Raw genomic sequence first — 22866 nt, forward strand, 5'->3', positions numbered from 1 at the left:
TTTAAGCTGAGTTTCTACTTGCATTCGTATTTCCGAATAGTGATCTCGTTACGATTTTCTCATAAACTTTAATCAATTCTTCATCAGGAGTTTGTTCTTTGTTTAGCTCATTGATTCTCAATAAAGCATATTGCTGAATTGTCAATAAAGGTAAAACAATACGCTCTCTTATTTGAATAGAAGCAATACCATCAGGATAATTTTCCATCAATGTTTTATGATCAGCAATTTTCAACAAAAGACGTTTTGTTTCTGAGAACTCATCGTAAATAATCTGCCAGAATTCGCCAAACTCAGGATCATTTTTCATGTAAGCTGTCAAAGGCAAGAATGATTTTGCTAATGACATCATACTGTTTTCAAGCAAAGTTTTGAAAAACAATGAATTGTGATATAAATCGCTTACTTTATTCCATTGACCAGATTCTTCAAAATGTTTTAAAGCCGAACCTACTCCAAAAAATCCTGGAACGTTTTGCTTTAATTGACTCCATGAACCTACGAACGGAATTGCTCTTAAATCAGCAAAATCTAAAGATTCAGATTTACTTCTTTTTGAAGGACGGCTTCCAATGTTGGTTTTTGAGTAATATTTCAGCGTACTCATTTTTTCTAAATACGGAATAAACTTTGGATGGTTTTTGAAACTTAAATATTTCTCATAACCTAAATTAGCCAAATCCGTTAAAATTTGAGTTTCATCAGCTGTCAGTTCATTTTTCTCTTTACTAAATACTTGATTGGTAACACCAGCACTCAATAAGTTTTCGATATTGTAACGGCAAGAATCTAAAGTTCCAAAATTAGAGCTAATAGTCTGACCTTGAACTGTAATCTGAATCTCGTTGTTTTCAATTTTTGGACCTAAAGAAGCATAGAATTTATGTGTTTTTCCACCGCCACGAGCTGGAGGCCCACCACGTCCGTCAAAGAAAATAGCTTTAATTCCGTATTCTCTAGAAATTTTAGTCAATGAAATTTTAGCTTGATAAATACTCCAGTTTGCCATTAAATAGCCACCATCTTTAGTTCCGTCAGAAAATCCAAGCATTATAGTTTGCTTATTTCCTCTTGATTTTAAATGCTTAGCATATTCTGGATTGGTATACAATTGCTCCATAATGGCATGTGCATTTTGTAAATCGTCTACAGATTCAAAAAGCGGAATAATATCAACTGTTGGTTTTTCCCAATTATTCAAACGAATCATCGCAAATGTTTCCATCACATTCAGCGCGCTTTCGTTATTACTGATAATATAACGGTTCGCTCCTTCTTCACCATTATTCTGCTGAATGGTTTTAATAGCTTGAACAGATTCTAAAGTATATCTGGTGATTTCATTTTCGAAATCGACTGGATTTAGATTTCCTTTAACTTTCGATAAAACATCAATTTTTTGATCTTCTGTCAATTCGAAATAATTCTTTGGGAAAACATCTGAACCAGAGTTCAAATAGTAATCTACTACATCTTTGAAAACGGCATTATGAATTTTACTATTCTGACGAATATCTAAAGTTGCAAAATGGAATCCGAACAAATTAATTTTTACTAAAAGCGCATCTAATTCATCCAAATATAAAGATTGATGTTTCTCAATAATTATATCTCTAATTTTGTTTAGTTGAGTCAATAATTCTTCTAAAGTAATAAAAATATCTCCTTTAGAATAGAACACAGAACGGTAAAGTTTATGTTCAAGTTCTGCTACTAAATCATCTACACCTGAGAAAGTTAGCTTACGTTTTAAATTTCTCATTTCTACATAATAGCACTTCAAAATTGAGGTACGTAAACGATCTGCAACTTTAAGTGTAATATCGGTAGTAACAAAAGGATTTCCATCACGATCACCTCCTGGCCAGAAACCCAATTTTACTAATTGATTATGAATTGGATTTCCATTTAAAATGTTCTTCTGCAAATAATGCACAATTTCTCCTGCTGTAGCATAAAATACATTTTCTAGGTACCAGATCAAGCTTACTGCTTCATCATAAGGATTTGGTTTTTCTTTCTGAATGAAAGGCGTTTTTCCTAATTGAGCTAGTAATTGTTTAATTTGAAGTAAATCGTTCTGACGAATAGCTTCCGTCAAGTCATTTATAATTCCTAAAACGGGTCCAGGATAAAACTGAGTAGGATGCGCTGTTAAAACTGTACGAACGTTAAAGTTTTCTAGAAACTCTACCAATTCGTCATCTTTCTCTTTAGCATCAGATTTCTCCTTAATATCACGAAGAGATCCACGCCCTTCCATGTTGTTAACTTCTGGAAAAGCAGCATCTTCAATAGCATCAAACAATACAATTTGACGTTCTATATACTGAATAAATCGAAACATAAGATCGATTTTTTCATCTTCAGAAGTATTGTTTAAGAATTTATTAGAAAAGAAATCTACGATCTCTTTTGGTGTTTCTTGTTTTTTAAAGCCCGTTTCGCAAGTCTCTGTAAATAAAGGAAGTAAAACTCCTGTATTATCTATAGAGTCAAAAGGTAATGTTATGAAAACACTATTATAAATGTGATATTTTGAGAGAACGTCTTGATTAAAGCGTTCAATTTTTGGCAACGTATACATAATCGTGTTATAGTTGGTTGGTTAATTAGTCATAAAAAAACCCCAAGAATAAACTTGAGGTTATATTTTAATATAGCATTCAAGAAAAGTTCTTACATATTTTTGAAAATAGTATGCATCAAACGCTTCTTATCGTTTATACTTTCCTCTAATGAAATCATTGTTTCTGTTCTGTAAACACCATCAATATCGTCAATCATAAAGATAACTTCTTTCGCATGTTTAGTATCTTTTGCTCTAATTTTACAAAAGATGTTAAATTTTCCTGTAGTTACAGAAGCTACAGTTACGAATGGAATTTGATTGATTCTCTCTAATACAAATTTAGTTTGAGATGTATTATTAAGAAAAACCCCTACATAAGCAATAAATGAATAACCTAATTTATCGTAATCCAAGGCTAATGAAGACCCCATGATGATACCGGCATCTTCCATCTTTTTAACTCTAACGTGTACTGTACCAGCAGATATCAATAGTTTTTTTGCAATGTCAGTAAACGGAACTCTCGTATTGTCTATTAACATATCTAAAATCTGGTGATCTACTTCATCTAAACGAAATTTACTCATAATTGTTTAATTAATATTACTAATTGCTATTACAAAGTATAAAATTATATATAAAAAACAACAAATTCACATAAAAATTAACTTTTTATTAATCCGTTAACAAATTTAACATTTTTATTTAAATAAAAATTTGCTTTCTGACCCGTTTTTGGAAAATTTTGGAAATCGTCCGAATATTCTGCGCCTTTTGCGTCGTATTCGTAATGACCAAAATAATTTTCCAGCTCACCTACTTCTACTATGTAAGCATTAAAATGAATCTTATTTTCGATTAATTCTTCTTTGTATTGTGCGACAAAATTCGTAATAATTTCGATACCATCATAATTTATTTTGACATTTTTATACATAAAATCATAAAAAACCACGTTATTTTGTGAAATATTCAAATATTCGGAAAATCTATTGTCAACTAAATCGTTTTCGAATATTAGTTTGAAGCTTAAAATTAACGAGAAAAATATGAATTTCCTTGTAATTTCTCGCTCGTAATCTTCTGGAAAGTGGCCAGCCTCAAACAAGATAGTAGGAACACCTAAAAATTGAAAAGTGTCTCCTATACAATTAATATTGAACGAATCATCAAAGCGGCCGACCTGTCCAGGAATGTATTTTTGAAGTTCTTCATTGATTCCTGCAATAATATTTATCGCTTTCAATCTGTTATCGTTCACTTCTCTCTCCTCATTATAAGAAGGAGCTAGAAAAGAAACTGTTGCTGGTTTTCCAGTTGTTCCTGCGCCAAATATAGTACGCTGGTCGTGAAGGTTAAAACAGAAATCAGGTTTAAATTTTTCAAATACTTCACGTAGAACTTTGCTTTCTGGCTGTGTCAGGTCTTGAGAATCACGATTTAAATCTACTTCGTTTGCATTTGCTCGTGTGTATAGTCTAGCTCCATCAGGATTAAGCATTGGAATACAGTAGAAAGTAAAAGTCTCTAGCATTTGCTTAGCAAAATCAGTATCGTCATTTAATAAATTAATGAAATCAAATAAAGCTTTTGTTGTTGTGCTTTCGTTACCATGCATTTGAGACCATAAATAAACACGTGTCTTTCCTGTTCCGATTTGATAACTATATATAGGTTCGCCCAAAACAGATGTACCAATAATCTCCACTTGACCATTTGTATTTAACGTATCTAAAAGAGGTTTTATATGGTCTAAAGTAAGATACCTTCCAGATATCGACTGTTCCTTGTATTGTGTAAAAAGCTGTTCTAAATTCATTATATTTTGATTAGTTTACAAAAGTAAATATCTTTATTTTTACAATTGTAAACAAAAGAAAAATTTATTAATTTAGATTTGTAAACAGTTTTGTAAATTATTTATTTGTTTAAGCTTTAACTTGTTTTAATAGAGCTATTTAATTCGTTTAAGCTTTATAAATATATTAATTTCAGTTAATTATAAAGCTTTATATAAATTTTATATTTAACATAAAACTAAACTCCTATTAAAAATGCAACAACAAGACAGAAACGCTTTTCTTTTTTGTTTACATTTGTAAATAAAATAATTTAAAACATAAATTCACAATGGTAAACATAGATGATTTTGTAAAAAGACTCGAAACCATATTAGATTATTATGGTTTAAATGCATCTAGCTTTGCAGATAAAATTGGTGTGCAACGTTCTAGTATGTCTCATCTTTTATCTGGCAGAAACAAGCCAAGTTTAGATTTTGTAATGAAAATTCTAGAGGTTTTCCCTGATGTTGATCTATATTGGATTTTAGTTGGGAAAGGAAGTTTTCCTAAAAACCATGACGAAAATTTAGAAATTCAAGAATCTCCTACTCCAATTTCATCTCATGAAAATATGGGTACAGATTTATTTTCTTCCATTGAAAAAAATGAACAAGAAAAGAGCGAAATAAAAAAAGTATCACCTTCAAAAAATGCAACTATTAATTTTGAAGATGATGAAATTGAAAAAATAGTCTTATTCTACAAAAATGGAACTTTTAAAGCCTATTCTCCGTGATGCAAAAATTAGCGCGTATTTGATTCCTAGTACAGAAAATTTTCAAATATGCAATTCTCACGCGTTTGAAAAAATTCTCAGAAATTACAATTTGACTCCATTTTCAGGAATTTTCCCCAAAACTCCTTCGTAGTGTTTTTTTAAGATTTCAAAATCGGCTTCATAATTTCCAGTTGGATAAAATGGCTTGCCCAGATTCACTTCTTTTTTACCCCAATCAAAAGCTACGGGAACAATTGGAACATTCGCTTTAAGCGCGATAAAATAAAATCCTGTTTTAATTTCTTTTACTTTTTTCCTAGTTCCTTCTGGAGCAACAGCCAAACGAAAGATCTCTTTTCTATCAAAAATTGCAGCAATAGAATCTACTTTATTTAATCCGCCGGAACGATCTAAAGGCTCTCCTCCAACATTTCTAAAATAATAACCAAACGGAAAACGAAACAATTCTTTCTTTCCCACCCAATTCATCTGTAGTCCAGAGATGCCTCGAGTAAAAAGTCCGATATAAAAATCATGATTACTCGTATGAGGCATTACCATGAGAATACATTTTTTAATTTCTGCATTTTCGATTCCTACTATTTTCCAGCTCATTAGCTTAAAAAAGATGAATTTATAGAATAGTTTTTTCATTAAAGATTTAATATTTCGTGCAAAATAAAAGATTTAATGGTAAATTTGAGTAAAAGCATAAAAAATGATTCGAAAATTTTTCAGTTACTTAATTCCTATAAAAATATTTAAGAAAAAATCAACCCGAAGTAAAATGATCGAAGTTACTTGGGCAAATGGGGAGTTAGTATTGGACACTGAAAACACAAATTATTCGTACGGAAGCCTGCAGCGTATATTACGATACGGACTTCGAAATATTGGTTACGATAAAATTGTAGAAATGGAGCACATCTTATTATTGGGTGTAGCGGGCGGAAGCGTAGTTAAAACATTAGTAGACGAGATCGAATACAAGGAAAAGATTACTGGCGTAGAAATCGATCCTGATATGATTGAGATTGCAAATCAGTATTTTAACCTTAATCAAATTAAGCAGTTGGAAGTAGTTATTGATGATGCATTTGAATTTGTTTTAAAAACAAAAGAAAAATACGATCTTATAATAATTGATATTTTTGAAGATACACATATGCCTAACTTTTTGTTTGAGAAGTTTTTTGTAGATAGAATCTGCACGATTTTAAAAGATGCTGGTTTTGTTTTATTCAACACCATGATATTAGACGAAGCCCACAATGTTCGAAATAGAAAGTATGTGACTGAAGTTAATCCGAAATTTTTTCAAACCAAAATGCTGCCCCGAATCGAAGTACATAATGAATTAATAATTATAAATAAAGTTGCCTAGTTTTATGAAGCCCCTAACCTCAATCTTAAATGCCCAGCCACCTACTAAAATTATTGATGCCTCAATTAATATTTCAGAATATACGCCGTTAAATTTATCGGTTTCGAATGAGGAATTAGTAAGTCAAAAATTGGATACCTCAGAAGATTTTGAAAAATACATTTCAAAATTTTTAAAAGAAAACAACGCTAAAGTTGCATTTGGCGGTTATATAGAAGGAAGATTTTTATATCAAAGAAGTCCTATTTTTTTAGATGTATCCAAACCCGAACGTAATATTCACATCGGATTAGATTTATGGGCCGAAGCTGGAACAGCCGTGCTTGCTGCCCTTGACGGAATTGTTCATAGTTTTAAAAACAATATTGGTCTGGGCGATTATGGACCAACCATTATTTTAGAACATGAAGTAGAAAATGAGAAATTTTATACTTTATACGGACATTTATCGTTAGAAAGTATAGAAAATTTAAATATCGGAGACCAATTTAAGAAAGGCGACAAGATTGCGACTTTAGGAAATGCCTCAGTAAATGGAGATTACGCCCCTCATTTACATTTTCAGATTATCCATAATATTGGCGATTATTGGGGAGACTATCCAGGCGTCTGCAATACAAATGACCTAAACTTTTATATCGAAAATTGTCCCGATCCTAACTTATTATTAAAAATTACTTAAATAGTTATGAAGAAAGCAGGATTGATTATATGTTTGTTATTGTTAATTGGATGTAAATCGAAAACAGTAAGTAGAGATACAGAAGATCTAAAAATTAAAAAAGTTTCTGGAGAAGAAGTAAATGCAAATCAGCAGCGAAAAGCGTATGATTTAGGAAAGAGAGTTTTAGAAACTTGTAATACTTCAAAATTTAAACCTTTTAATGAAACTGAAGTAACTAAATCGGTAATGGAAAACACTACAGAAGAGCGTTTGACTAAGACCTGCCAAAGATTTAGACAATATTACGGAAGTTTTATAGATTTAAAATTAGATGGAGTTTACAAAACCAAACAAGAAGTCATTTACCGCTATCATGCTTTGTACACTAAAAAAGTGGCCAATAAAGAATTACGCATTTTTGTAAATGAAGATAATCTTATTTCTGCCATAAAATCTATGGATTGGGATGAGAAATTTGATGCTAAATTAGCCGAACAATAAATACCATATATATGAATTTTAAACTGCCACTACTCCTATTATTTTTTATTTCTACTTTTGCTTCAGCACAGCAAACAATGAGTGTAAAAGGTTCAGCTCCCTATCCAGCAACACAAGAATACACTTTTATCTGCGAAAAATATGCTTACTCTGGCGAAATTAATGTTCAAATAGCTAAGACGGAAAAAGGAGGCATTTTAAAACTAACTGTTTCAACGGCAAGCGATAAAGCAAAAATTGCTGGCGGTGTTTATGTCGATTTGACCAATGCAGATGTTATTGCCTGTACAGATAAAAACGTTAAAGAATCTTCAGACGGAAAAACTACTGCATACTATTATTTTACGCCTGCTGAATGGCTGAAACTTAAAAAGACCGACATTTATGCGATAAGATTTATAATTGCAGGAGGTCCAGATATTTCAGGAAATCTAACGGGACATTTTACCGCTTACAGTAAAGTGAAGTATTTCTCAACAGCATTTGATAAAACTAAAAAAACATTTGATACAGCAAAAGAAATTAGTGTTTTGTAATGATTTTTTAATTTAATAAACCTTATATTTAACATAAATATATTTTATGAATGCAAATGAGGCTTTAATTGCAAAATTCTATACTGCTTTCGCACATGCAGATGCTAAAACGATGAGTGAATGCTATCATCCGAAAGTTCATTTTATAGATCCAGCTTTTGGATTATTAAAAGAAGAACAGGTTTCTAAAATGTGGGAAATGCTGCTTCTAAAAAGTAAAGGCAATTTAAAAATCGAATTTTCAAACGTAACTGCCGATGATTCGACTGGTTCAGCAAATTGGACCGCTACCTATAATTTTAGCAAAACAAATAGAAAAGTTGTCAATAAAATCTCTGCCCATTTTGTTTTTCAAGACGGATTAATTATCAAACACACCGATAGTTTTGATGTGTGGAAATGGTCAAAACAAGCTTTTGGCATTACGGGCTATTTATTAGGTTGGACAGGATTTTTTCAGAAGAAAGTTCAATCGCAAGCCTTATCAGCACTCAAACAATTTCAGAAGACCAAATAAAACAGTACGTTACAATTAATATATCAATATTTGCCTGACGCTCGATTCTAATTTTTTTGTTACTTAATTTTATTAAAAGTGTAAATTTTAGATACTAATGAAAGAAATCGTACACAAAAAATTAAATGAATTACAGGCAACTGCAATTTGCGGAAACGACATTAGCTCTTCTTGCTTATATGTTTCAGCGTTAACCATTTTATACGCAGGTCAATATGCTTGGATTTCACTTCTAATTGTTGCTGTTGTATTATTTCTTTTCCGAAAAATTTACGCCGAAGTTGTTGGAGCAATTCCATTAAATGGTGGCGCTTACAATGTTTTATTAAACACTTCAACCAAACGTCTGGCCTCTTTAGCAGCGACTTTAACGGTTTTATCTTATATGGCAACTGCTGTTATTTCTGCTTCTGAAGGAATGCATTATTTGCACGGAATCTTTGAAGGTCTAAATGTAACCATTGCAACAGTAGTCGTTTTAATTCTGTTTACCGGATTAGCTATTTTAGGAATTGGAGAATCGGCATTTGTGGCCGTCATTATTTTTATGACCCATATAGGCACCTTGGCTTTGCTCGTTTTAGCATCAGCTTGGTTTGTCTTAACTCACGGATTAGATACTTTTCACATCAATTGGCAAACACCAATTTCGTCAGGAAGCATACAAACTGCTCTTTTTCTCGGCTTTTCGGCAGCCATGTTAGGGATATCAGGTTTTGAGAGTTCAGCCAATTTTGTTGAAGAACAAGAACATGGTGTTTTTTCTAAAACGCTCCGAAACATGTGGGGAATTGTAAGTTTCTTCAATCCCGTAATTGCTATTTTGTTAATCAGCGTAATTCCACTAACAGAAGTTGGAGAAAACAAAGAATCCCTATTAGCACATTTAGGAGAAACAACAGGCGGATCTTGGTTGGCGTGGCTGATCTCTATAGATGCTGTTATGGTGCTCTGTGGAGCCGTTTTAACCTCATTTGTGGGGGTTTCAGGGCTTTTAAACCGAATGACATTAGACCGAATTCTCCCTAATTATTTTTTAAAACAAAACAAAAGAGGTTCTCATTACAGAATTGTTTTAAGTTTTCTAATTCTTTGCATTTCAGTTCTTTTTGCAACAAGTGGACATTTAGAATCTCTTGCTGGAGTTTATACTTTTTCATTTTTAGCCGTTATGGCTCTTTTCGGAATAGGAAATTTGCTTTTAAAATACAAACGCAGAAAACTGCCAAGACCAGAACGTGCACGAGGCATTTCGGTCGTAATTGCCGTAGCTTTTGTAATTGCGGCTTTTTTTGGAAATATGCTCCTCAATATCAATTCGTTTTACACCTTTTTGCAATATATGATTCCAGCCTTGCTCTTCATTGGAATTATGCTCAATCGTGTTATTTTAATTCGTCTATTAATAGAAGCTTTAGAATATTTCTATCAGCCATTGCGCAAAATGGTTATTCTCAGTAATCGATATCTGGAAAAATTAAGTTCCGAAATTAACTCTCAAGAATTTGTCTTCTTTACAAAAGGAGATGACATTACAATCTTGAACAAAGTCTTACAATACGTTGAAGACAACGAAACCACGAAGAAGCTAAAAATTGTTCATGTCAAAAAAGATCCTGTAGACAACGAAGCACTCAAAAAAGATCTAGAAGTTCTAGATCGCGCTTACGGCGGATTAGATATAGAATACATAGAAATTGAAGGCACATTTGGTCCTGAAATAATCGATGAGCTTTCTGAAAAATGGAAAATCCCAAAAAACTTTATGTTTATCGGATCTCCAGGAAACAAATTCTCTTATCGTGTGGCCGATCTTGGTGGTGTACGATTGATTATGTAGTTATTGGGTTTTCTTCTTTGCGACCTTAGTAAACACAAAGCATCAAACAAAATCATTAATAATCTTTGCAATCTCTGATTTAAAAAAATAGCCACAGATTAGAGGAATTGAAAAGATTTAAAAAATCAGTGTTAATCCGTGTAATCTGTGGCTAAAAAATCTTTAGCTTTAGCTATTTGAAGTTATAAATCTAAGATTTAAACCAGCTCTCAACCAATTCATCTTCAAAAGAAGTTGCGTCTTTATGAATAAACTCATTACGCATTTTATCGTAAGAATAATCCAATGCCCAAGTTTTATGATTTGCTGACAACTCTTTTATACTCTTACAAACAAAAGCAATTTCTTCATCTGTAGTCGTTGGGTGAATCGACATTCTAATCCATCCCGGTTTTTTAATTAAATCACCAATTGTAATTTCATTAACCAGCTTATTAGAAGTTTCTTGATCAACGTGTAATAAATAATGACCGTAAGTTCCCGCACAGCTGCATCCTCCTCTAGTCTGAATTCCAAAACGATCATTCAAAATTTTGACCCCTAAATTAAAATGAAGATCATCAATAAAGAATGAAATGACACCAAGACGTTCTTTGTGTTGCCCTGCAAGAATTTTAATATTCTCAACAGAATCCAATTGAGAGAAAACATAATCCACAATTTCGTGCTCACGCTCCATAATATTTTCAATCCCCATTTCTTCTTTCAATTCAATGGCAAGCGCAATTTTAATAACCTGCAGAAATCCTGGTGTTCCACCATCTTCACGATCTTCAATATTATCAATATATTTATGTTCGCCCCAAGGATTTGTCCAACTTACCGTTCCTCCTCCAGGGCAATCAGGAATCATATTATTATATAATTTCTTATTGAAAATTAAAACTCCAGAAGTTCCTGGCCCTCCTAAGAATTTATGTGGAGACATAAAAACAGCATCTAAATAGGCTTCTGGATCAGCAGGATGCATATCAATTTCTACATAAGGTCCAGAACAAGCAAAATCAACAAAACAAACACCATTGTACTGATGCATCAATTTTGCTGCTTCGTGAAAAGGAGTTCTTAATCCCGTAACATTTGAACAAGCTGTAATAGAAGCGATTTTTATCGTTCTATCTTTATATTTTTCTAATAAAACTTCAAGATTTTCTAAATTGAAAAGCCCTTTCTCGCAAGAAGGAATAATTTCTACATCTGCAATAGTCTCCAACCAAGAAGTCTGATTAGAATGATGCTCCATATGCGAAATAAAAACAATTGGCTTTTTCTCAGCAGGAACATTGGTAAAACCTTTCAAGTTTTCAGGAATTTTTAATCCTAAAATACGTTGAAACTTATTAATAACTCCCGTCATTCCAGTTCCATCCGTAATCAGTACATCATCATGGTTCGCATTAGCATGACGCTTAATAATATGTCTAGCATGATGATACGCTTTTGTCATTGCAGTACCAGAAACAGTCGTTTCTGTATGTGTATTGGCAACAAATGGCCCAAATTGATTCAATAATTTTTCTTCAATGGGGCGATATAATCTTCCGCTGGCAGTCCAATCGGTGTAAATTATTGATTTTCTGCCATAAGGTGACGTAAATTCTTGGTTTATACCGACAATATTTTGTCTAAATTCCTGAAAATACGTTTCCAGGGTCATGGTACTATTTTTGCTATTCATTAGTTGTGCCTGTGTTTGACTGCAAATATATAGTTTTTTTATAAAATTGCGAATTTATCAATACTAAACTTCAAACACTACGTTACCGTTTGGTATTTTTAGTTAAAAGAACTTTTTTTTAATAAATTATCATAATATCCTATCGAATTAATAGGCATTAAATTTAAAGAAAGCATTATTTATGGGAAATTTATCAGTTGCTACCTTTGGTGGCGGATGTTTTTGGTGTATTGAGGCTGTAATTCAGCGTATAAAAGGTGTAGAATCTATAAAATCAGGTTATTCAGACGGATTTATAAAGAATCCTGCTTATCGCGAAGTATGCACGGGTAGAACAGGACATGCTGAAGTGATTCAAGTAACTTTCAATCCTGACATAATTTCATATCATGACTTAATTTTCATATTCATGACAAGTCATGATCCAACAACTTTAAATCGTCAAGGTGGCGATAGCGGAACGCAATATCGTTCTATCGTTCTGTATCATAATGACGAACAAAAAGAAATTGCAGAAAAAGTATTTGAAGAAGTTCAGCCTGCATATCCAGATCCAATTGTAACGCAATTAAAACCTTTTGAAGTTTTTTACGAAGCTGAAGATTATCATCAAAACTATTATAATGAAAATCAAGAGGCTGGATATTGCCAAGTTGTAATTGATCCTAAAATTCAAAAACTTAAAAAAATGTACGCTGATAGGTTAATCAGCTAAATTTAGTTTTAGCCACAGATTGCACAGATGAAAGACTAGAATTATATATGAATTAGATTTGTCACCCTGAGCGAAGTCGAAGGGCGTTCCAATTGGACTTGAGCTTCGACTTCGCTCAGCCTGACAAAGACAGGGATAAAATGCTTCTATTCTGTATAATCTGTGGTAAAAAGAAAATCAACAAAATGAAAAATCTAAAAATAAAAAATCGTTTTACTGCAGAATTGCCAGCAGATCCAGATTTGACAAATGAAATTCGTCAAGTTAAAGACACGGTGTTTTCGTACGTAAATCCAGTAAAACCTTCCAATCCAAAATTGATTCATGCTTCTCAAGAAGTTGCTGAATTGGTTGGTATTACTAAAGATGAAATTCAATCAGAAGAATTTTTAAATGTTTTTTCTGGAAAAGAAATTCTTCCAGAATCACGTCCTTATGCAATGTGCTATGCAGGACATCAATTTGGAAATTGGGCAGGGCAATTAGGAGATGGTCGTGCAATCAATTTGATGGAAGTAGAAAACAACAATCAGTTTTATACTCTGCAATTAAAAGGAGCTGGAAAAACTCCCTATTCAAGAACTGCAGATGGATTGGCTGTTTTACGTTCTTCTATAAGAGAGTATTTATGCGCCGAAGCAATGCACTATTTGGGTGTTCCTACTACCCGATCGCTTTCTCTTGCTCTTTCTGGAGATCAAGTTTTAAGGGATATTTTGTATAACGGAAATCCTGCTTATGAAAAAGGTGCAATTGTTTGTCGTGTCGCTCCCTCATTTATTCGTTTCGGAAGCTTTGAGATGCTAACGGCTCGAAATGAGTTGAAAAATCTGAAAAAGTTTGTAGAATATACAATTCACCACTATTTTCCTGAAATAAAAGGAGAACCAAAAGAACAATATTTACAGTTCTTTCAAAAAGTTGCCGATACAACTCGTGAAATGATTCTGCATTGGCAACGTGTCGGATTTGTACACGGTGTAATGAATACAGATAATATGTCTATTCATGGAATCACAATTGATTATGGGCCATACGGCTGGCTTGAAAATTATGATCCAGATTGGACGCCAAATACAACCGACAGTCAAAACAGAAGATATCGTTTCGGAAATCAGCCTCAGGTTGCACAATGGAATTTGTTTCAATTAGCCAATGCGCTTTATCCTTTGGTTAATGAAGCTGCGCCTTTAGAAAAGATCTTAGATTCATTTATGACACAGTTTGAGAATGATTACAAAATAATGTTTTTAAGCAAATTAGGAATATTTACTTCAAGTGAAACTGATGATAAAATCATTAAAGGTTTAGAGGAAATTTTGCAGTTGTCAGAAACCGATATGACTATCTTTTTTAGAAATCTTAGCAAAATTAAAAAAGAGGATTCTGTAGAACAAGCATTCGAAAAAATTGAATATGCATTTTATACTCCAGAAGAAATAAGAGAAAATATTCTTGATGCTTGGCAAAAATGGTTTACGGTTTATTTGAAAAGATTAAATGCCGAAGTACTTTCTGATCAAGAAAGAGCTTTAAAAATGAATCAAATTAATCCAAAATATGTACTTCGAAATTATATGGCTCAATTAGCCATTGATGCTGCAGATAAAGAAGATTATGCTCTGGTTGATGAATTATTTCAGCTTTTGAAAAATCCTTATAATGAACAGCCAGAATCTGAAAAATGGTTTGCCAAACGTCCTGAATGGGCTAGATCTAAAGTAGGATGTTCTATGCTTTCTTGTAGTTCTTGAGCATTTCTTTCAGAATCAATTAAAAAAGGTAGTTCATTTTAAACTGAACTACCTTTTTTAATATGTATATAATTGATTATCAATTATGTACTTTTATATTTAAAATTTTAACAAGAAAAAAGTATGTATTTTTTACTAAACATATCATTTGACTGATTACATTTGTAAGAATTATAACACTAAATATTATGTTTAAAAAATTATTTTATTTATTAGGCATTGCTGCAACAATAATTCTTGGAACAATTTTGTACCAGCGATTTTGCTGTAGCTGCTATTTAAATGAGCAAACAGATAATGGTTTAGATAAAACCGTTATGTTACCAGAAACAAGCCCTAATCCTTTTATTCTTAACGGCTCTGGAATAAATTATCAATGTAATGATAGTTTTGATTTCTTACAAAACAATTCTGCATTGATTTCACCAGTTAAGGATTCTATTGTAATGGGACTGGAAAATTTAAAAGAGATATTAATTGCAAATCCAAAGCAAAAAATCACAATTACTGGGTATGCAACTAGTGACGAAAAAAACACTACAACTTTTGAAAACCTTGCATTAGCAAGAGCCAACGATGTTAAAACATTCTTGGTAGCAAAAGGTTTTTCTGAATCTCAATTTGACACAAAAGGTGAAATTCTTGATGCTTGGAAAACGAGTGGCGATACCCTTTTGGGACCTATAAAGTTTCAATTTAGTGAATTAGAATCTGAGAAAAATACTGAAGATTGGAGTATTCTTAAAAATGAAATTAACGCAAATCCTCTTGTTTTATATTTTAATACAAATCAATCAAGCGATAATTTAAGTAAAGAAGAGCATCAAAAAGTAATTGATATTGCTAAATACGTAAATCATGTTTCAGATGCAAAAGTTCAAGTTGTAGGACATTCTGATAATACTGGAAGTCGCGAATTAAATATGAACTTAGCTAAAAAGAGAGCAGAGTTTACTAAAAAATATTTAGTTCAAAATGGCATTAAAAATTCTAATATAGAAGTATCTGCAAAAGGACCAGACGAGCCTATCTCCGATAACGAATCAGCTGAAGGAAGAGCTAAAAATAGAAGAACTGTAATTACAATAAAATAATAATTAAATAAATAGAATCATGAATATACCTTGTATTTTAATACCTGCGCTAGTAGGTTTAATCTGTGGGATTTTGGGTTACTTGCTTGGAAAAATGAACTCAAAAGGAACTGATAATTCTAAATCTTTAACGCTAAAATCGGATTTAGACATTTGCAGATCTAATACGCAAAAATTAAATGCTAAAATAAAATCATTAGAGGAAGATTTAGATATTTGCAAAGGGAATAGCTTAAACTTAAAAGGAAAAATATCTGAATTAGAAAGAGCTGGTGAAAATAGAATTCAATCTTTTACTAAAGATATATCTGCTTCAACTTTTTTTGACAGTGAATTGTTTTTTACAGTATTTGGAAAAAGAACAAAGCTAAATGACTTAAAAGTAATTGAAGGAATTGGTCCTAAAATTGAAGAATTGTTTCATAAAGCGGGAATTACTACATGGTATGCTCTTTCTGAAGCTTCAGTTGAGAAATGTCAAGCAATTTTAAATAATGGTGGAGAAAACTTCTCTATTCATAATCCTGGAACGTGGCCAACGCAAGCTGAATTAGCTTACAAAGGAAAATGGCAAGATCTTAAAGATTGGCAAGACATTCTAGACGGTGGAAAAGAGTAAATAATATAATATTAAAAAAGCTGGCTAAAACCAGCTTTTTTTTTACTATTCAATAGCTGTTATGTAATCCAAAATCATGTGAGCATGAACTCTAGAGTTTTCTATAAACCATTTATGCGTCTGCATTCCTCCACAAACTACTCCAGCAAGAAATAAACCCTTAACATTAGTTTCCATAGTTTCGGGATTATAAACTGGAATTTTTAATTCATCGTCAGAAAGTTTAATTCCCATTTTTTCTAGAAAAGTAAGATCTGGTTTATATCCTGTTAAAGCTAGAACGAAATCATTTTCAATTGTAACCTTTCCGTTTGGAGTTTCAATTTCTACTTCATTTACTCTAATTTCAGTAATATTAGATTCAAAATAAGCTTTAATACTTCCTTCTGCAATTCGGTTTTCAATATCGGGTTTAACCCAATATTTTACACGGTTATTAATTTCGTTTTTACGAATTACCATGGTAACCTCTGCTCCTTTTCTCCAGCATTCTAAAGCCGCATCTACAGACGAATTATTAGCGCCTACAACCAACACTTTTCTAAAAGCATACTCGTGCGCTTCTTTATAGTAATGGCGTACCTTGGGTAAAGCTTCTCCTAAAACATTCATTTCAATCGGAATATCATAAAAACCTGTTGCGATTACAACGTTTTGAGCTTCATAATTCCGTTTATCTGTTGCGATCTTAAAAATTTCGTTTTGTTTTTCAACACTAAGTACCTTTTCAAATAAATTGATATTGAATTTAAAATAGCGATGAATATTTCTGTAATATTCCAAAGCTTCCTGACGTCCTGGTTTTGGTGCCAAACAATTAAATGGAATCTCGCCAATTTCTAATCTTTCTGCTGTAGAAAAAAAGGTCATGTAGAGCGGATAGTTGAAAATGCTATTAACGATCGCACCTTTTTCTATAATTAAATATTTAAGTTTTTTCTTTTCAGCTTCTATCGCACAAGCCAAGCCAATTGGTCCGCCTCCCACAATAATAAGGTCGTATTTTGATTCTGTCATTTTATTTTTGCCAATCTTTAAATGGATTTTTACTTAAATAAGCATTGTAATATCTTTCGTCGTTTGTTACTTCTTCTCCCAACCATTCTGGTTTTTCAAAAGTTTCATTTTCAGAATTTAACTCGATTTCAGCCATTACCAAACCTTCATTTTCTCCATAAAATTCATCTACTTCAAAGATATGGTCTCCAGATTTTATTTCGAAGCGTGTTTTTTCAATTTTGCCCTTTTCGCATAATTTAAATAGCTCTTGTGCTTCATCTAGCGGAATTTCATTTTCCCATTCAAAACGAGACATGCCGCCACTATGGCTTATTCCTTTTATGGTTATAAAGCCTTTTTGCCCTTTAATCCTAATCCGAACTGTACGCTCAGGAGCAGAACTCAAATAACCCTGGGCAATATTATTCTGAGTAAAAGCTTGACTCTTGAAATCATTGGATTTTACAAGAAACTTTCTTTCTATTTCGACCATTTTAACTGTAGATTATTTTTTATGCAAGTTACTCATTTTAATCAAGTCTTTGAACGTGTAAAAGTCGAAAAACAAGTCAATTTATTTTGCTTCACTTTAATACCTAAACATTAAAATAACTGATTATTAATGTGTTATGATTATTATTTTAATTAAATTTGATAGAATCTTAATCCGAAATATATGTCTAAAAAAGCACTTTACCTGTTAGGCATTGCAATAACCATCATTTTGGGTACTTTTTTATATCTAAAATTTTGCTGCAATTGCTGCGAAAAAACAACAACGGACATTACTTCAAAAACAGTTCCTCCTACTGTCACAGAGCCCAATTTTGTTCCGTTTGTATTAAATGGTCCCGGACTTAATTATCAGACAAATGATAATTTGAAGTTTCTTAAAAACAGTGCAAAGCTTATTATGCCTGTAAGCGACTCGGTCACAACTGGCATTGATAACTTAAAGAAATTCTTAGAAGCAAATCCGAAACAGAAAATTACAATAACTGGTTACGCGACTTCGGACGAAACAAATTCTACTACTTTTGAAAATCTAGGTCTGGCAAGGGCCAATGATGTTAAGAATTATTTTGTTTCTGAAGGACTGTCAGAAAATCAGTTTTCTACTAAGGGTATTATTATAGATAAGTGGAAAATGAGTGGCGATACACTTCTAGGGCCTGCGGAATATTTATTTGAGGCGATAGATTCTACTGCAACATCAAATGATGAGTGGAGCGCATTAAAAGCAAAAATAAATGCTGATCCGTTAATTCTCCATTTCAATACAAATAAATCCAGCGAGAAATTGAGCAATATTGAGAAGCAAAAAGTTACTGACATCGCCAAATATGTCAAGAATGTAAAAGATGCGGTGATTGTAGTGGTCGGACATTCTGATAATGTTGGTAATCGCGATTCAAATATTGTTTTAGGACAAAAAAGAGCCGATTTCTCAAAAAATTATCTCTCTAAAAACGGAATTGATAATGCGAGAATTGAAACACAATCTAAAGGTCCTGACGAGCCTATTGGCGATAATAATACTGAAGAGGGAAAAGCTTCAAACAGAAGAACTGTAATTACCATTAAATAACATAAAAATATACGATCATGAATATACCTTGTATCTTAATACCTATTCTAGTAGGTTTAATTTGTGGAATCTTAGGTTATTTACTAGGAAAAATGAATTCGAAAAACGATGATTCGCTTTCAGCATCGCTTCAAGCTGATTTAGATGCCTGTAAAGCGAATACACGAAACTTAAATGCAAAAATCGCTACACTAGAAGCAGATTTGGCGGCAAAAACCAAAGCTTCGGTACAATCTTTTGCAACTGCACCTGCAGACATTGTTTTTGATGCTGGTTTGGCGGCAAATGTCTTAGGCAAGAAAATTAAAGAAAATGATTTAAAAATTGTAGAAGGAATTGGTCCTAAAATAGAAGCTCTCTTTAATGCCTCAGGAATCAACACCTGGTACGAGCTTTCACAAGCTTCTACCGAAAAAATGCAGGCTATTCTAGATGCTGGCGGAGAAAATTACGCCATGCATAATCCGAGCACATGGGCTAAACAAGCACTCTTTGCTTATCAAGGCAAATGGCAGGATTTAAAAGAATGGCAAGAAAATCTTTTGGGCGGGAAAGAGTAAAAAATAGGTTCAAAAGTACGGAGTGACAAAGATAAAATCTATGAACCTTTGTCACTCTGTACCTATGAACCTTTCCCAATTCTTAGAAGAATTATACCAAAGCTGGCCATTTTTTACTTCAAGCGGACAATCTATATTATTAGTATACAAAGCTCCAGTTCCTAAACCTTGTGGCATATCTGAATTTAAAGTAAAGGTCCATTGTGCAATGGCATTCAATCCGATATTGCTTTCTAATGCCGAAGTAATCCACCAGCCAATATTGTACTTTTCTGCAAGAGTAATCCATTCTTGCGTACCACGAAAACCACCAATAAAGCTTGGTTTTAAAATGATGTATTGAGGCTTGATTTCCTGAAGTAATTTTTCTTTTTCTTCAAATGAAAATACCCCAATAAGTTCTTCATCCAACGCAATTGGAAATGGAGTCTGCTCACACAACTTAGCCATTTCTGACACATGGCCTTTCTTAATTGGCTGTTCTATACTATGAAGCTGAAATTGATTTAATTGATTCAATTTATTTAAAGCTTCTATTGAAGAAAAAGCACCATTAGCATCTACTCTGATTTCGATTTCTTCTGGAGAAAAATGACTTCTGATGTATCGCAATAATTCTAATTCTTTATTGAAATCAATAGCGCCAATTTTTAGTTTTATACAATTAAAACCGTCTGCCAATTTCTCTTCAATTTGCTGTTTCATAAAAGCAGCTTCCCCCATCCAAACTAATCCGTTTATAGGAATTGAAGCAGTGCTTTTTGTAAAATCTGAAGGAAATAAAATGTATGGATTCTCGCTTTTAAGAGACAAGAAAGCCATTTCTATTCCGAATTGAATAGAAGGAAATTCTAATAAGGCGTTCCAAAGTTCCGTTTTACCTAAATGAATATTATCGCAAGTCCATTTTAGTTTTTCTTCATAATCCTCACGATCGTCTGCGCTTAAGCCGCGAAGTATGCCACACTCTCCTATTCCTTTTTTTCCATTTTCTTCCAGAATTATAAACCAAGTTTCTTTCTCGGTCATAATACCTCTTGAAGTTCCTGATGGACGCTTAAACTCTAATAAATATTTTTGATATGATGCTTTCATTTTTAAGATGCTAAGACGCTAAGATGCTGAGTTGCTAAGCCTAAAAAAGACTTTAAAAAGCACTTCATAGCTCAGAAACTTAATTATATAATTTTAAGATTTTTTCAAAATCTTTTGTTGGCAAACCTGCTTTTTCAAATGCTGCAAAGTCTAATTTTGTTTTGGCAATCCAGCTTAAGCTGTCTGTTACATTTTGTGTTTGGTATTTTTTGTAAATCGCTTTAGCGGCACTATAATCATCGCTTACCAAATAAGTATGGGCTAAATTTAATTTCACCAATAATTCGGTGTCATCCAATTTTTCACCTTCTAAAAGGACTTTTAATGCTTTCGCATATTGTTTGGTCAAAATATAGCAATAGCCTAAAGAACTGTAATCTATTGCTGTTGCTTTGCCTTCGCTTACAATCGTGTTTAATTTTGGAATTGCCTCGTTGTATTTTTGAGCTTTAATTAAAGAAGCGACTTGCGTTCTCAAATCGTTGAATACATTTTTAGAAATATCCGCATCTTTGTAACAGCTGTTTCCGAAATCTTTGTACACTTTTGTCTTTTCTACGGCTAATAATTTTTGAAACTCATCATAACGATATTGCTTCATAATTTTATTTAAAATGCAAACGCAGAAATCATCTGAATTGGCCATTTTTTGTGCCATTGTAGACGTTTTGCACAAACTTATAATTTCATTTTTATTGTCTTGATTCCAACCACGGCTTAGTTTAGTATCAACCCAAGGCACCACTTCTATAACAACTTTCTGACTCAAGATCCAATTTTTGCTTTCAAAGCCAAACCAAATAGTGCTAATATCTTCCTTTAAACAAGAAGATTTGTTCACAGATAAACGTTTGGCATCTTTGCTTACAGGTTCTGCCTGAGAATAGCAAGCATTGTCAATTTTTCCGTCTGCAATATATTTTTTAGCATTTTCATTAGACGTAAAAATCGAATAAGTGCATTTGTCATCTCCCGAAATTTTTGACATCAGAAAAACAGCACCAGCCGAACCCTGACTTACTCCTGTTGGATCTGGAATTGCTTTTAATAAAGAGACCAAACTATTGGCCATTTCTTGATTTTTGTCTAAAAGTGTGATTCTATATACAATTTCTGTAGTTCCAACCGGTAAATCTTCTGTTGGTATAGAAATTCTATCGCGCGCAGGAACCATGATTTCTTTGGTTGTAGCGCGTTCTTTATCCCAATAACCGTCTTTTTGTGCAAACGCATTACTGGAAATGGCGATAAATAGTAAGAATAGGATTGGTTTGAAAGTTGTATTTTGTGATGATGCTTTAGTTGCCACAGATTTCACAGATTAAAATGATTTTTATTAAAAAACTTTAATTCAATTAACATAGATTATGCCAAATAACTTTCTTATAGAGTTGAGTGCCCTAGCCCTGATAGAGGCGGTATCCTTTTTAAGGCAATTTTTCTTTGCCTTAAAAAGATATAGCCGAAAGCGGGATTAGCTCCTTATAATTCAATAGAATCTCCGATTGGTAAAAGCATTAAATCTTTTCCTTTATCGAAAAATTTACGGATTGCTTCTTCATGATTGATTTCGATATAGCCAAAAGTATCATAGTGATATCCTAAAACTTTGTCACATTCTACAAAATCTGAAGCAATAATAGCATCTTCAACATCCATTGTAAAGTTGTTTCCAATTGGAAGAATTGCTAAATCTAATTTTGTACGAAGCGGAATTAATTTCATATCGTAAGTCAAAGCGGTATCTCCGGCGATATAGATATTTTTATGTTCTCCTTCGATTACAAAACCTCCAGGATTTCCTCCGTAAGAACCGTCAGGAAAACTGCTTGAGTGAATTGCGTTTACATATTTTACTTTTCCGAAATCAAATTTCCAGCTTCCACCGTGATTCATTGGGTGAGAATTGAATCCTTTTTTTGCGTAATAGCTTGCAATTTCTGCATTAGAAACGATAACTGCCTTTGTATTTTGAGCAATAGCCTCAACATCTAAAACGTGATCGGCGTGCGCATGCGTCAATAAAATATAATCGGCTTTTATTGTGCTAAGATTGATCGATGCTGCTTGTGGATTTCCGGTAATAAATGGATCCACAATGATATGTTTTCCTCCTACTTCAATTCCCAATGAAGCATGTCCGTAGTATGTAATTTTCATTTTTTTACCTTTTAAATTAGACGTTTAT

General features: G+C 32.7%; 23 protein-coding genes. 13 read left to right on the top strand and 10 right to left on the bottom strand.

The features are described from left to right. Position 1 precedes the first annotated feature (1 nt). From NCC77_RS14265 to NCC77_RS14275, 3 genes are all read right to left on the bottom strand, one after another. Positions 2 to 2587, bottom strand: coding sequence for a phosphoenolpyruvate carboxylase (locus NCC77_RS14265; RefSeq protein WP_250836164.1), 2586 nt, complete (start codon positions 2585 to 2587; stop codon positions 2 to 4). Between the two features lie 92 nt (positions 2588 to 2679). Beyond that, entirely contained in the window at positions 2680 to 3159 is a 480-nt protein-coding gene (locus NCC77_RS14270) for an Lrp/AsnC family transcriptional regulator (protein ID WP_008468989.1), read from the bottom strand. Between the two features lie 77 nt (positions 3160 to 3236). Beyond that, entirely contained in the window at positions 3237 to 4391 is a 1155-nt protein-coding gene (locus tag NCC77_RS14275; protein WP_250836165.1) for a M14 family metallopeptidase, read from the bottom strand. 311 nt (positions 4392 to 4702) lie between these two features. On the opposite strand from NCC77_RS14275, the gene NCC77_RS14280 reads away from it, so the two are divergent. Next, positions 4703 to 5152, top strand: coding sequence for a helix-turn-helix domain-containing protein (locus NCC77_RS14280; RefSeq protein WP_250836166.1), 450 nt, complete (start codon positions 4703 to 4705; stop codon positions 5150 to 5152). Positions 5153 to 5236: 84 nt separating this feature from the next. On the opposite strand, the gene NCC77_RS14285 is transcribed toward NCC77_RS14280, so the two are convergent. Further along, positions 5237 to 5788: a 1-acyl-sn-glycerol-3-phosphate acyltransferase gene (locus NCC77_RS14285; protein WP_250836167.1), complete on the bottom strand. Its 552-nt coding sequence runs from the start codon at positions 5786 to 5788 to the stop codon at positions 5237 to 5239. Between the two features lie 64 nt (positions 5789 to 5852). On the opposite strand from NCC77_RS14285, the gene NCC77_RS14290 reads away from it, so the two are divergent. The 6 genes from NCC77_RS14290 to NCC77_RS14315 all read left to right on the top strand — a co-directional run bounded on the left by NCC77_RS14290 (position 5853) and on the right by NCC77_RS14315 (position 10576). Beyond that, positions 5853 to 6518, top strand: coding sequence for a spermidine synthase (locus tag NCC77_RS14290; RefSeq protein WP_250836168.1), 666 nt, complete (start codon positions 5853 to 5855; stop codon positions 6516 to 6518). Positions 6519 to 6522: 4 nt separating this feature from the next. Beyond that, positions 6523 to 7200, top strand: coding sequence for a peptidoglycan DD-metalloendopeptidase family protein (locus NCC77_RS14295; protein WP_250836169.1), 678 nt, complete (start codon positions 6523 to 6525; stop codon positions 7198 to 7200). A gap of 6 nt (positions 7201 to 7206) precedes the next feature. Next, positions 7207 to 7683 carry a hypothetical protein gene (locus NCC77_RS14300; RefSeq protein WP_095931193.1) on the top strand — a complete coding sequence of 159 codons (477 nt, stop codon included), beginning with the start codon at positions 7207 to 7209 and terminating at the stop codon, positions 7681 to 7683. Positions 7684 to 7694: 11 nt separating this feature from the next. Beyond that, a complete protein-coding gene (locus NCC77_RS14305; protein WP_250836170.1) occupies positions 7695 to 8219 on the top strand; it encodes a hypothetical protein in 525 nt (174 codons plus the stop codon). Positions 8220 to 8265: 46 nt separating this feature from the next. Further along, positions 8266 to 8736, top strand: a complete 471-nt coding sequence (locus NCC77_RS14310; RefSeq protein ID WP_250836171.1) for a nuclear transport factor 2 family protein — start codon at positions 8266 to 8268, stop codon at positions 8734 to 8736. A gap of 97 nt (positions 8737 to 8833) precedes the next feature. Then, the gene (locus NCC77_RS14315; RefSeq protein WP_250836172.1) at positions 8834 to 10576 is read left to right on the top strand and encodes an APC family permease; all 1743 of its coding nucleotides are present in this window, start codon (positions 8834 to 8836) and stop codon (positions 10574 to 10576) included. Between the two features lie 190 nt (positions 10577 to 10766). On the opposite strand, the gene NCC77_RS14320 is transcribed toward NCC77_RS14315, so the two are convergent. Next, entirely contained in the window at positions 10767 to 12254 is a 1488-nt protein-coding gene (locus NCC77_RS14320; RefSeq protein WP_250836173.1) for an aminotransferase class V-fold PLP-dependent enzyme, read from the bottom strand. A gap of 181 nt (positions 12255 to 12435) precedes the next feature. Here NCC77_RS14320 and msrA point away from each other — a divergent pair, with 181 nt between their 5' ends. From msrA to NCC77_RS14340, 4 genes are all read left to right on the top strand, one after another. Next, positions 12436 to 12969 carry a peptide-methionine (S)-S-oxide reductase MsrA gene (gene msrA, locus NCC77_RS14325; protein ID WP_250836174.1) on the top strand — a complete coding sequence of 178 codons (534 nt, stop codon included), beginning with the start codon at positions 12436 to 12438 and terminating at the stop codon, positions 12967 to 12969. Positions 12970 to 13154: 185 nt separating this feature from the next. Continuing rightward, on the top strand, positions 13155 to 14723 hold the full coding sequence (locus tag NCC77_RS14330) for a protein adenylyltransferase SelO (protein WP_250836175.1): 1569 nt from the start codon (positions 13155 to 13157) through the stop codon (positions 14721 to 14723). 188 nt (positions 14724 to 14911) lie between these two features. Continuing rightward, positions 14912 to 15817: an OmpA family protein gene (locus NCC77_RS14335; protein WP_250836176.1), complete on the top strand. Its 906-nt coding sequence runs from the start codon at positions 14912 to 14914 to the stop codon at positions 15815 to 15817. 19 nt (positions 15818 to 15836) lie between these two features. Beyond that, positions 15837 to 16436, top strand: coding sequence for a helix-hairpin-helix domain-containing protein (locus tag NCC77_RS14340; protein ID WP_250836177.1), 600 nt, complete (start codon positions 15837 to 15839; stop codon positions 16434 to 16436). 45 nt (positions 16437 to 16481) lie between these two features. Here NCC77_RS14340 and NCC77_RS14345 read toward each other — a convergent pair whose 3' ends face one another. Together NCC77_RS14345 and NCC77_RS14350 are read right to left on the bottom strand one after the other, a co-directional pair. Then, positions 16482 to 17453 carry a YpdA family putative bacillithiol disulfide reductase gene (locus NCC77_RS14345; protein ID WP_250836178.1) on the bottom strand — a complete coding sequence of 324 codons (972 nt, stop codon included), beginning with the start codon at positions 17451 to 17453 and terminating at the stop codon, positions 16482 to 16484. 1 nt (position 17454) lies between these two features. Beyond that, positions 17455 to 17928, bottom strand: coding sequence for a CYTH domain-containing protein (locus NCC77_RS14350; RefSeq protein WP_250836179.1), 474 nt, complete (start codon positions 17926 to 17928; stop codon positions 17455 to 17457). Positions 17929 to 18111: 183 nt separating this feature from the next. On the opposite strand from NCC77_RS14350, the gene NCC77_RS14355 reads away from it, so the two are divergent. Continuing rightward, entirely contained in the window at positions 18112 to 19023 is a 912-nt protein-coding gene (locus tag NCC77_RS14355) for an OmpA family protein (RefSeq protein ID WP_250836180.1), read from the top strand. 17 nt (positions 19024 to 19040) lie between these two features. After that, a complete protein-coding gene (locus tag NCC77_RS14360; RefSeq protein ID WP_250836181.1) occupies positions 19041 to 19583 on the top strand; it encodes a helix-hairpin-helix domain-containing protein in 543 nt (180 codons plus the stop codon). 51 nt (positions 19584 to 19634) lie between these two features. Here NCC77_RS14360 and menC read toward each other — a convergent pair whose 3' ends face one another. The 3 genes from menC to NCC77_RS14375 all read right to left on the bottom strand — a co-directional run bounded on the left by menC (position 19635) and on the right by NCC77_RS14375 (position 22838). Continuing rightward, positions 19635 to 20678: an o-succinylbenzoate synthase gene (menC, locus tag NCC77_RS14365; RefSeq protein ID WP_250836182.1), complete on the bottom strand. Its 1044-nt coding sequence runs from the start codon at positions 20676 to 20678 to the stop codon at positions 19635 to 19637. A 79-nt stretch (positions 20679 to 20757) separates the two neighbouring features. Then, positions 20758 to 21996 carry a tetratricopeptide repeat protein gene (locus tag NCC77_RS14370; RefSeq protein WP_250836183.1) on the bottom strand — a complete coding sequence of 413 codons (1239 nt, stop codon included), beginning with the start codon at positions 21994 to 21996 and terminating at the stop codon, positions 20758 to 20760. A 164-nt stretch (positions 21997 to 22160) separates the two neighbouring features. After that, positions 22161 to 22838 carry a metal-dependent hydrolase gene (locus tag NCC77_RS14375; RefSeq protein ID WP_250836184.1) on the bottom strand — a complete coding sequence of 226 codons (678 nt, stop codon included), beginning with the start codon at positions 22836 to 22838 and terminating at the stop codon, positions 22161 to 22163. Positions 22839 to 22866: the final 28 nt, after the last annotated feature.

Origin of the sequence: Flavobacterium tyrosinilyticum, from assembly GCF_023656565.1 — a bacterium.
Lineage (GTDB): Bacteria > Bacteroidota > Bacteroidia > Flavobacteriales > Flavobacteriaceae > Flavobacterium > Flavobacterium tyrosinilyticum.

Bases quoted from the DNA above. Each gene is read 5' to 3' on its own strand.
- NCC77_RS14265 (WP_250836164.1), bottom strand. From the start codon at position 2,587: ATGTATACGTTGCCAAAAATTGAACGCTTTAATCAAGACGTTCTCTCA.
- NCC77_RS14350 (WP_250836179.1), bottom strand. From the start codon at position 17,928: ATGGTCGAAATAGAAAGAAAGTTTCTTGTAAAATCCAATGATTTCAAG.
- NCC77_RS14340 (WP_250836177.1), top strand. From the start codon at position 15,837: ATGAATATACCTTGTATTTTAATACCTGCGCTAGTAGGTTTAATCTGT.
- NCC77_RS14360 (WP_250836181.1), top strand. From the start codon at position 19,041: ATGAATATACCTTGTATCTTAATACCTATTCTAGTAGGTTTAATTTGT.
- NCC77_RS14285 (WP_250836167.1), bottom strand. From the start codon at position 5,788: ATGAAAAAACTATTCTATAAATTCATCTTTTTTAAGCTAATGAGCTGG.
- NCC77_RS14275 (WP_250836165.1), bottom strand. From the start codon at position 4,391: ATGAATTTAGAACAGCTTTTTACACAATACAAGGAACAGTCGATATCT.
- NCC77_RS14300 (WP_095931193.1), top strand. From the start codon at position 7,207: ATGAAGAAAGCAGGATTGATTATATGTTTGTTATTGTTAATTGGATGT.
- NCC77_RS14270 (WP_008468989.1), bottom strand. From the start codon at position 3,159: ATGAGTAAATTTCGTTTAGATGAAGTAGATCACCAGATTTTAGATATG.
- msrA (WP_250836174.1), top strand. From the start codon at position 12,436: ATGGGAAATTTATCAGTTGCTACCTTTGGTGGCGGATGTTTTTGGTGT.
- NCC77_RS14375 (WP_250836184.1), bottom strand. From the start codon at position 22,838: ATGAAAATTACATACTACGGACATGCTTCATTGGGAATTGAAGTAGGA.
- menC (WP_250836182.1), bottom strand. From the start codon at position 20,678: ATGAAAGCATCATATCAAAAATATTTATTAGAGTTTAAGCGTCCATCA.
- NCC77_RS14290 (WP_250836168.1), top strand. From the start codon at position 5,853: ATGATTCGAAAATTTTTCAGTTACTTAATTCCTATAAAAATATTTAAG.
- NCC77_RS14280 (WP_250836166.1), top strand. From the start codon at position 4,703: ATGGTAAACATAGATGATTTTGTAAAAAGACTCGAAACCATATTAGAT.
- NCC77_RS14330 (WP_250836175.1), top strand. From the start codon at position 13,155: ATGAAAAATCTAAAAATAAAAAATCGTTTTACTGCAGAATTGCCAGCA.
- NCC77_RS14320 (WP_250836173.1), bottom strand. From the start codon at position 12,254: ATGAATAGCAAAAATAGTACCATGACCCTGGAAACGTATTTTCAGGAA.
- NCC77_RS14295 (WP_250836169.1), top strand. From the start codon at position 6,523: ATGAAGCCCCTAACCTCAATCTTAAATGCCCAGCCACCTACTAAAATT.
- NCC77_RS14355 (WP_250836180.1), top strand. From the start codon at position 18,112: ATGTCTAAAAAAGCACTTTACCTGTTAGGCATTGCAATAACCATCATT.
- NCC77_RS14315 (WP_250836172.1), top strand. From the start codon at position 8,834: ATGAAAGAAATCGTACACAAAAAATTAAATGAATTACAGGCAACTGCA.
- NCC77_RS14335 (WP_250836176.1), top strand. From the start codon at position 14,912: ATGTTTAAAAAATTATTTTATTTATTAGGCATTGCTGCAACAATAATT.
- NCC77_RS14305 (WP_250836170.1), top strand. From the start codon at position 7,695: ATGAATTTTAAACTGCCACTACTCCTATTATTTTTTATTTCTACTTTT.
- NCC77_RS14345 (WP_250836178.1), bottom strand. From the start codon at position 17,453: ATGACAGAATCAAAATACGACCTTATTATTGTGGGAGGCGGACCAATT.
- NCC77_RS14310 (WP_250836171.1), top strand. From the start codon at position 8,266: ATGAATGCAAATGAGGCTTTAATTGCAAAATTCTATACTGCTTTCGCA.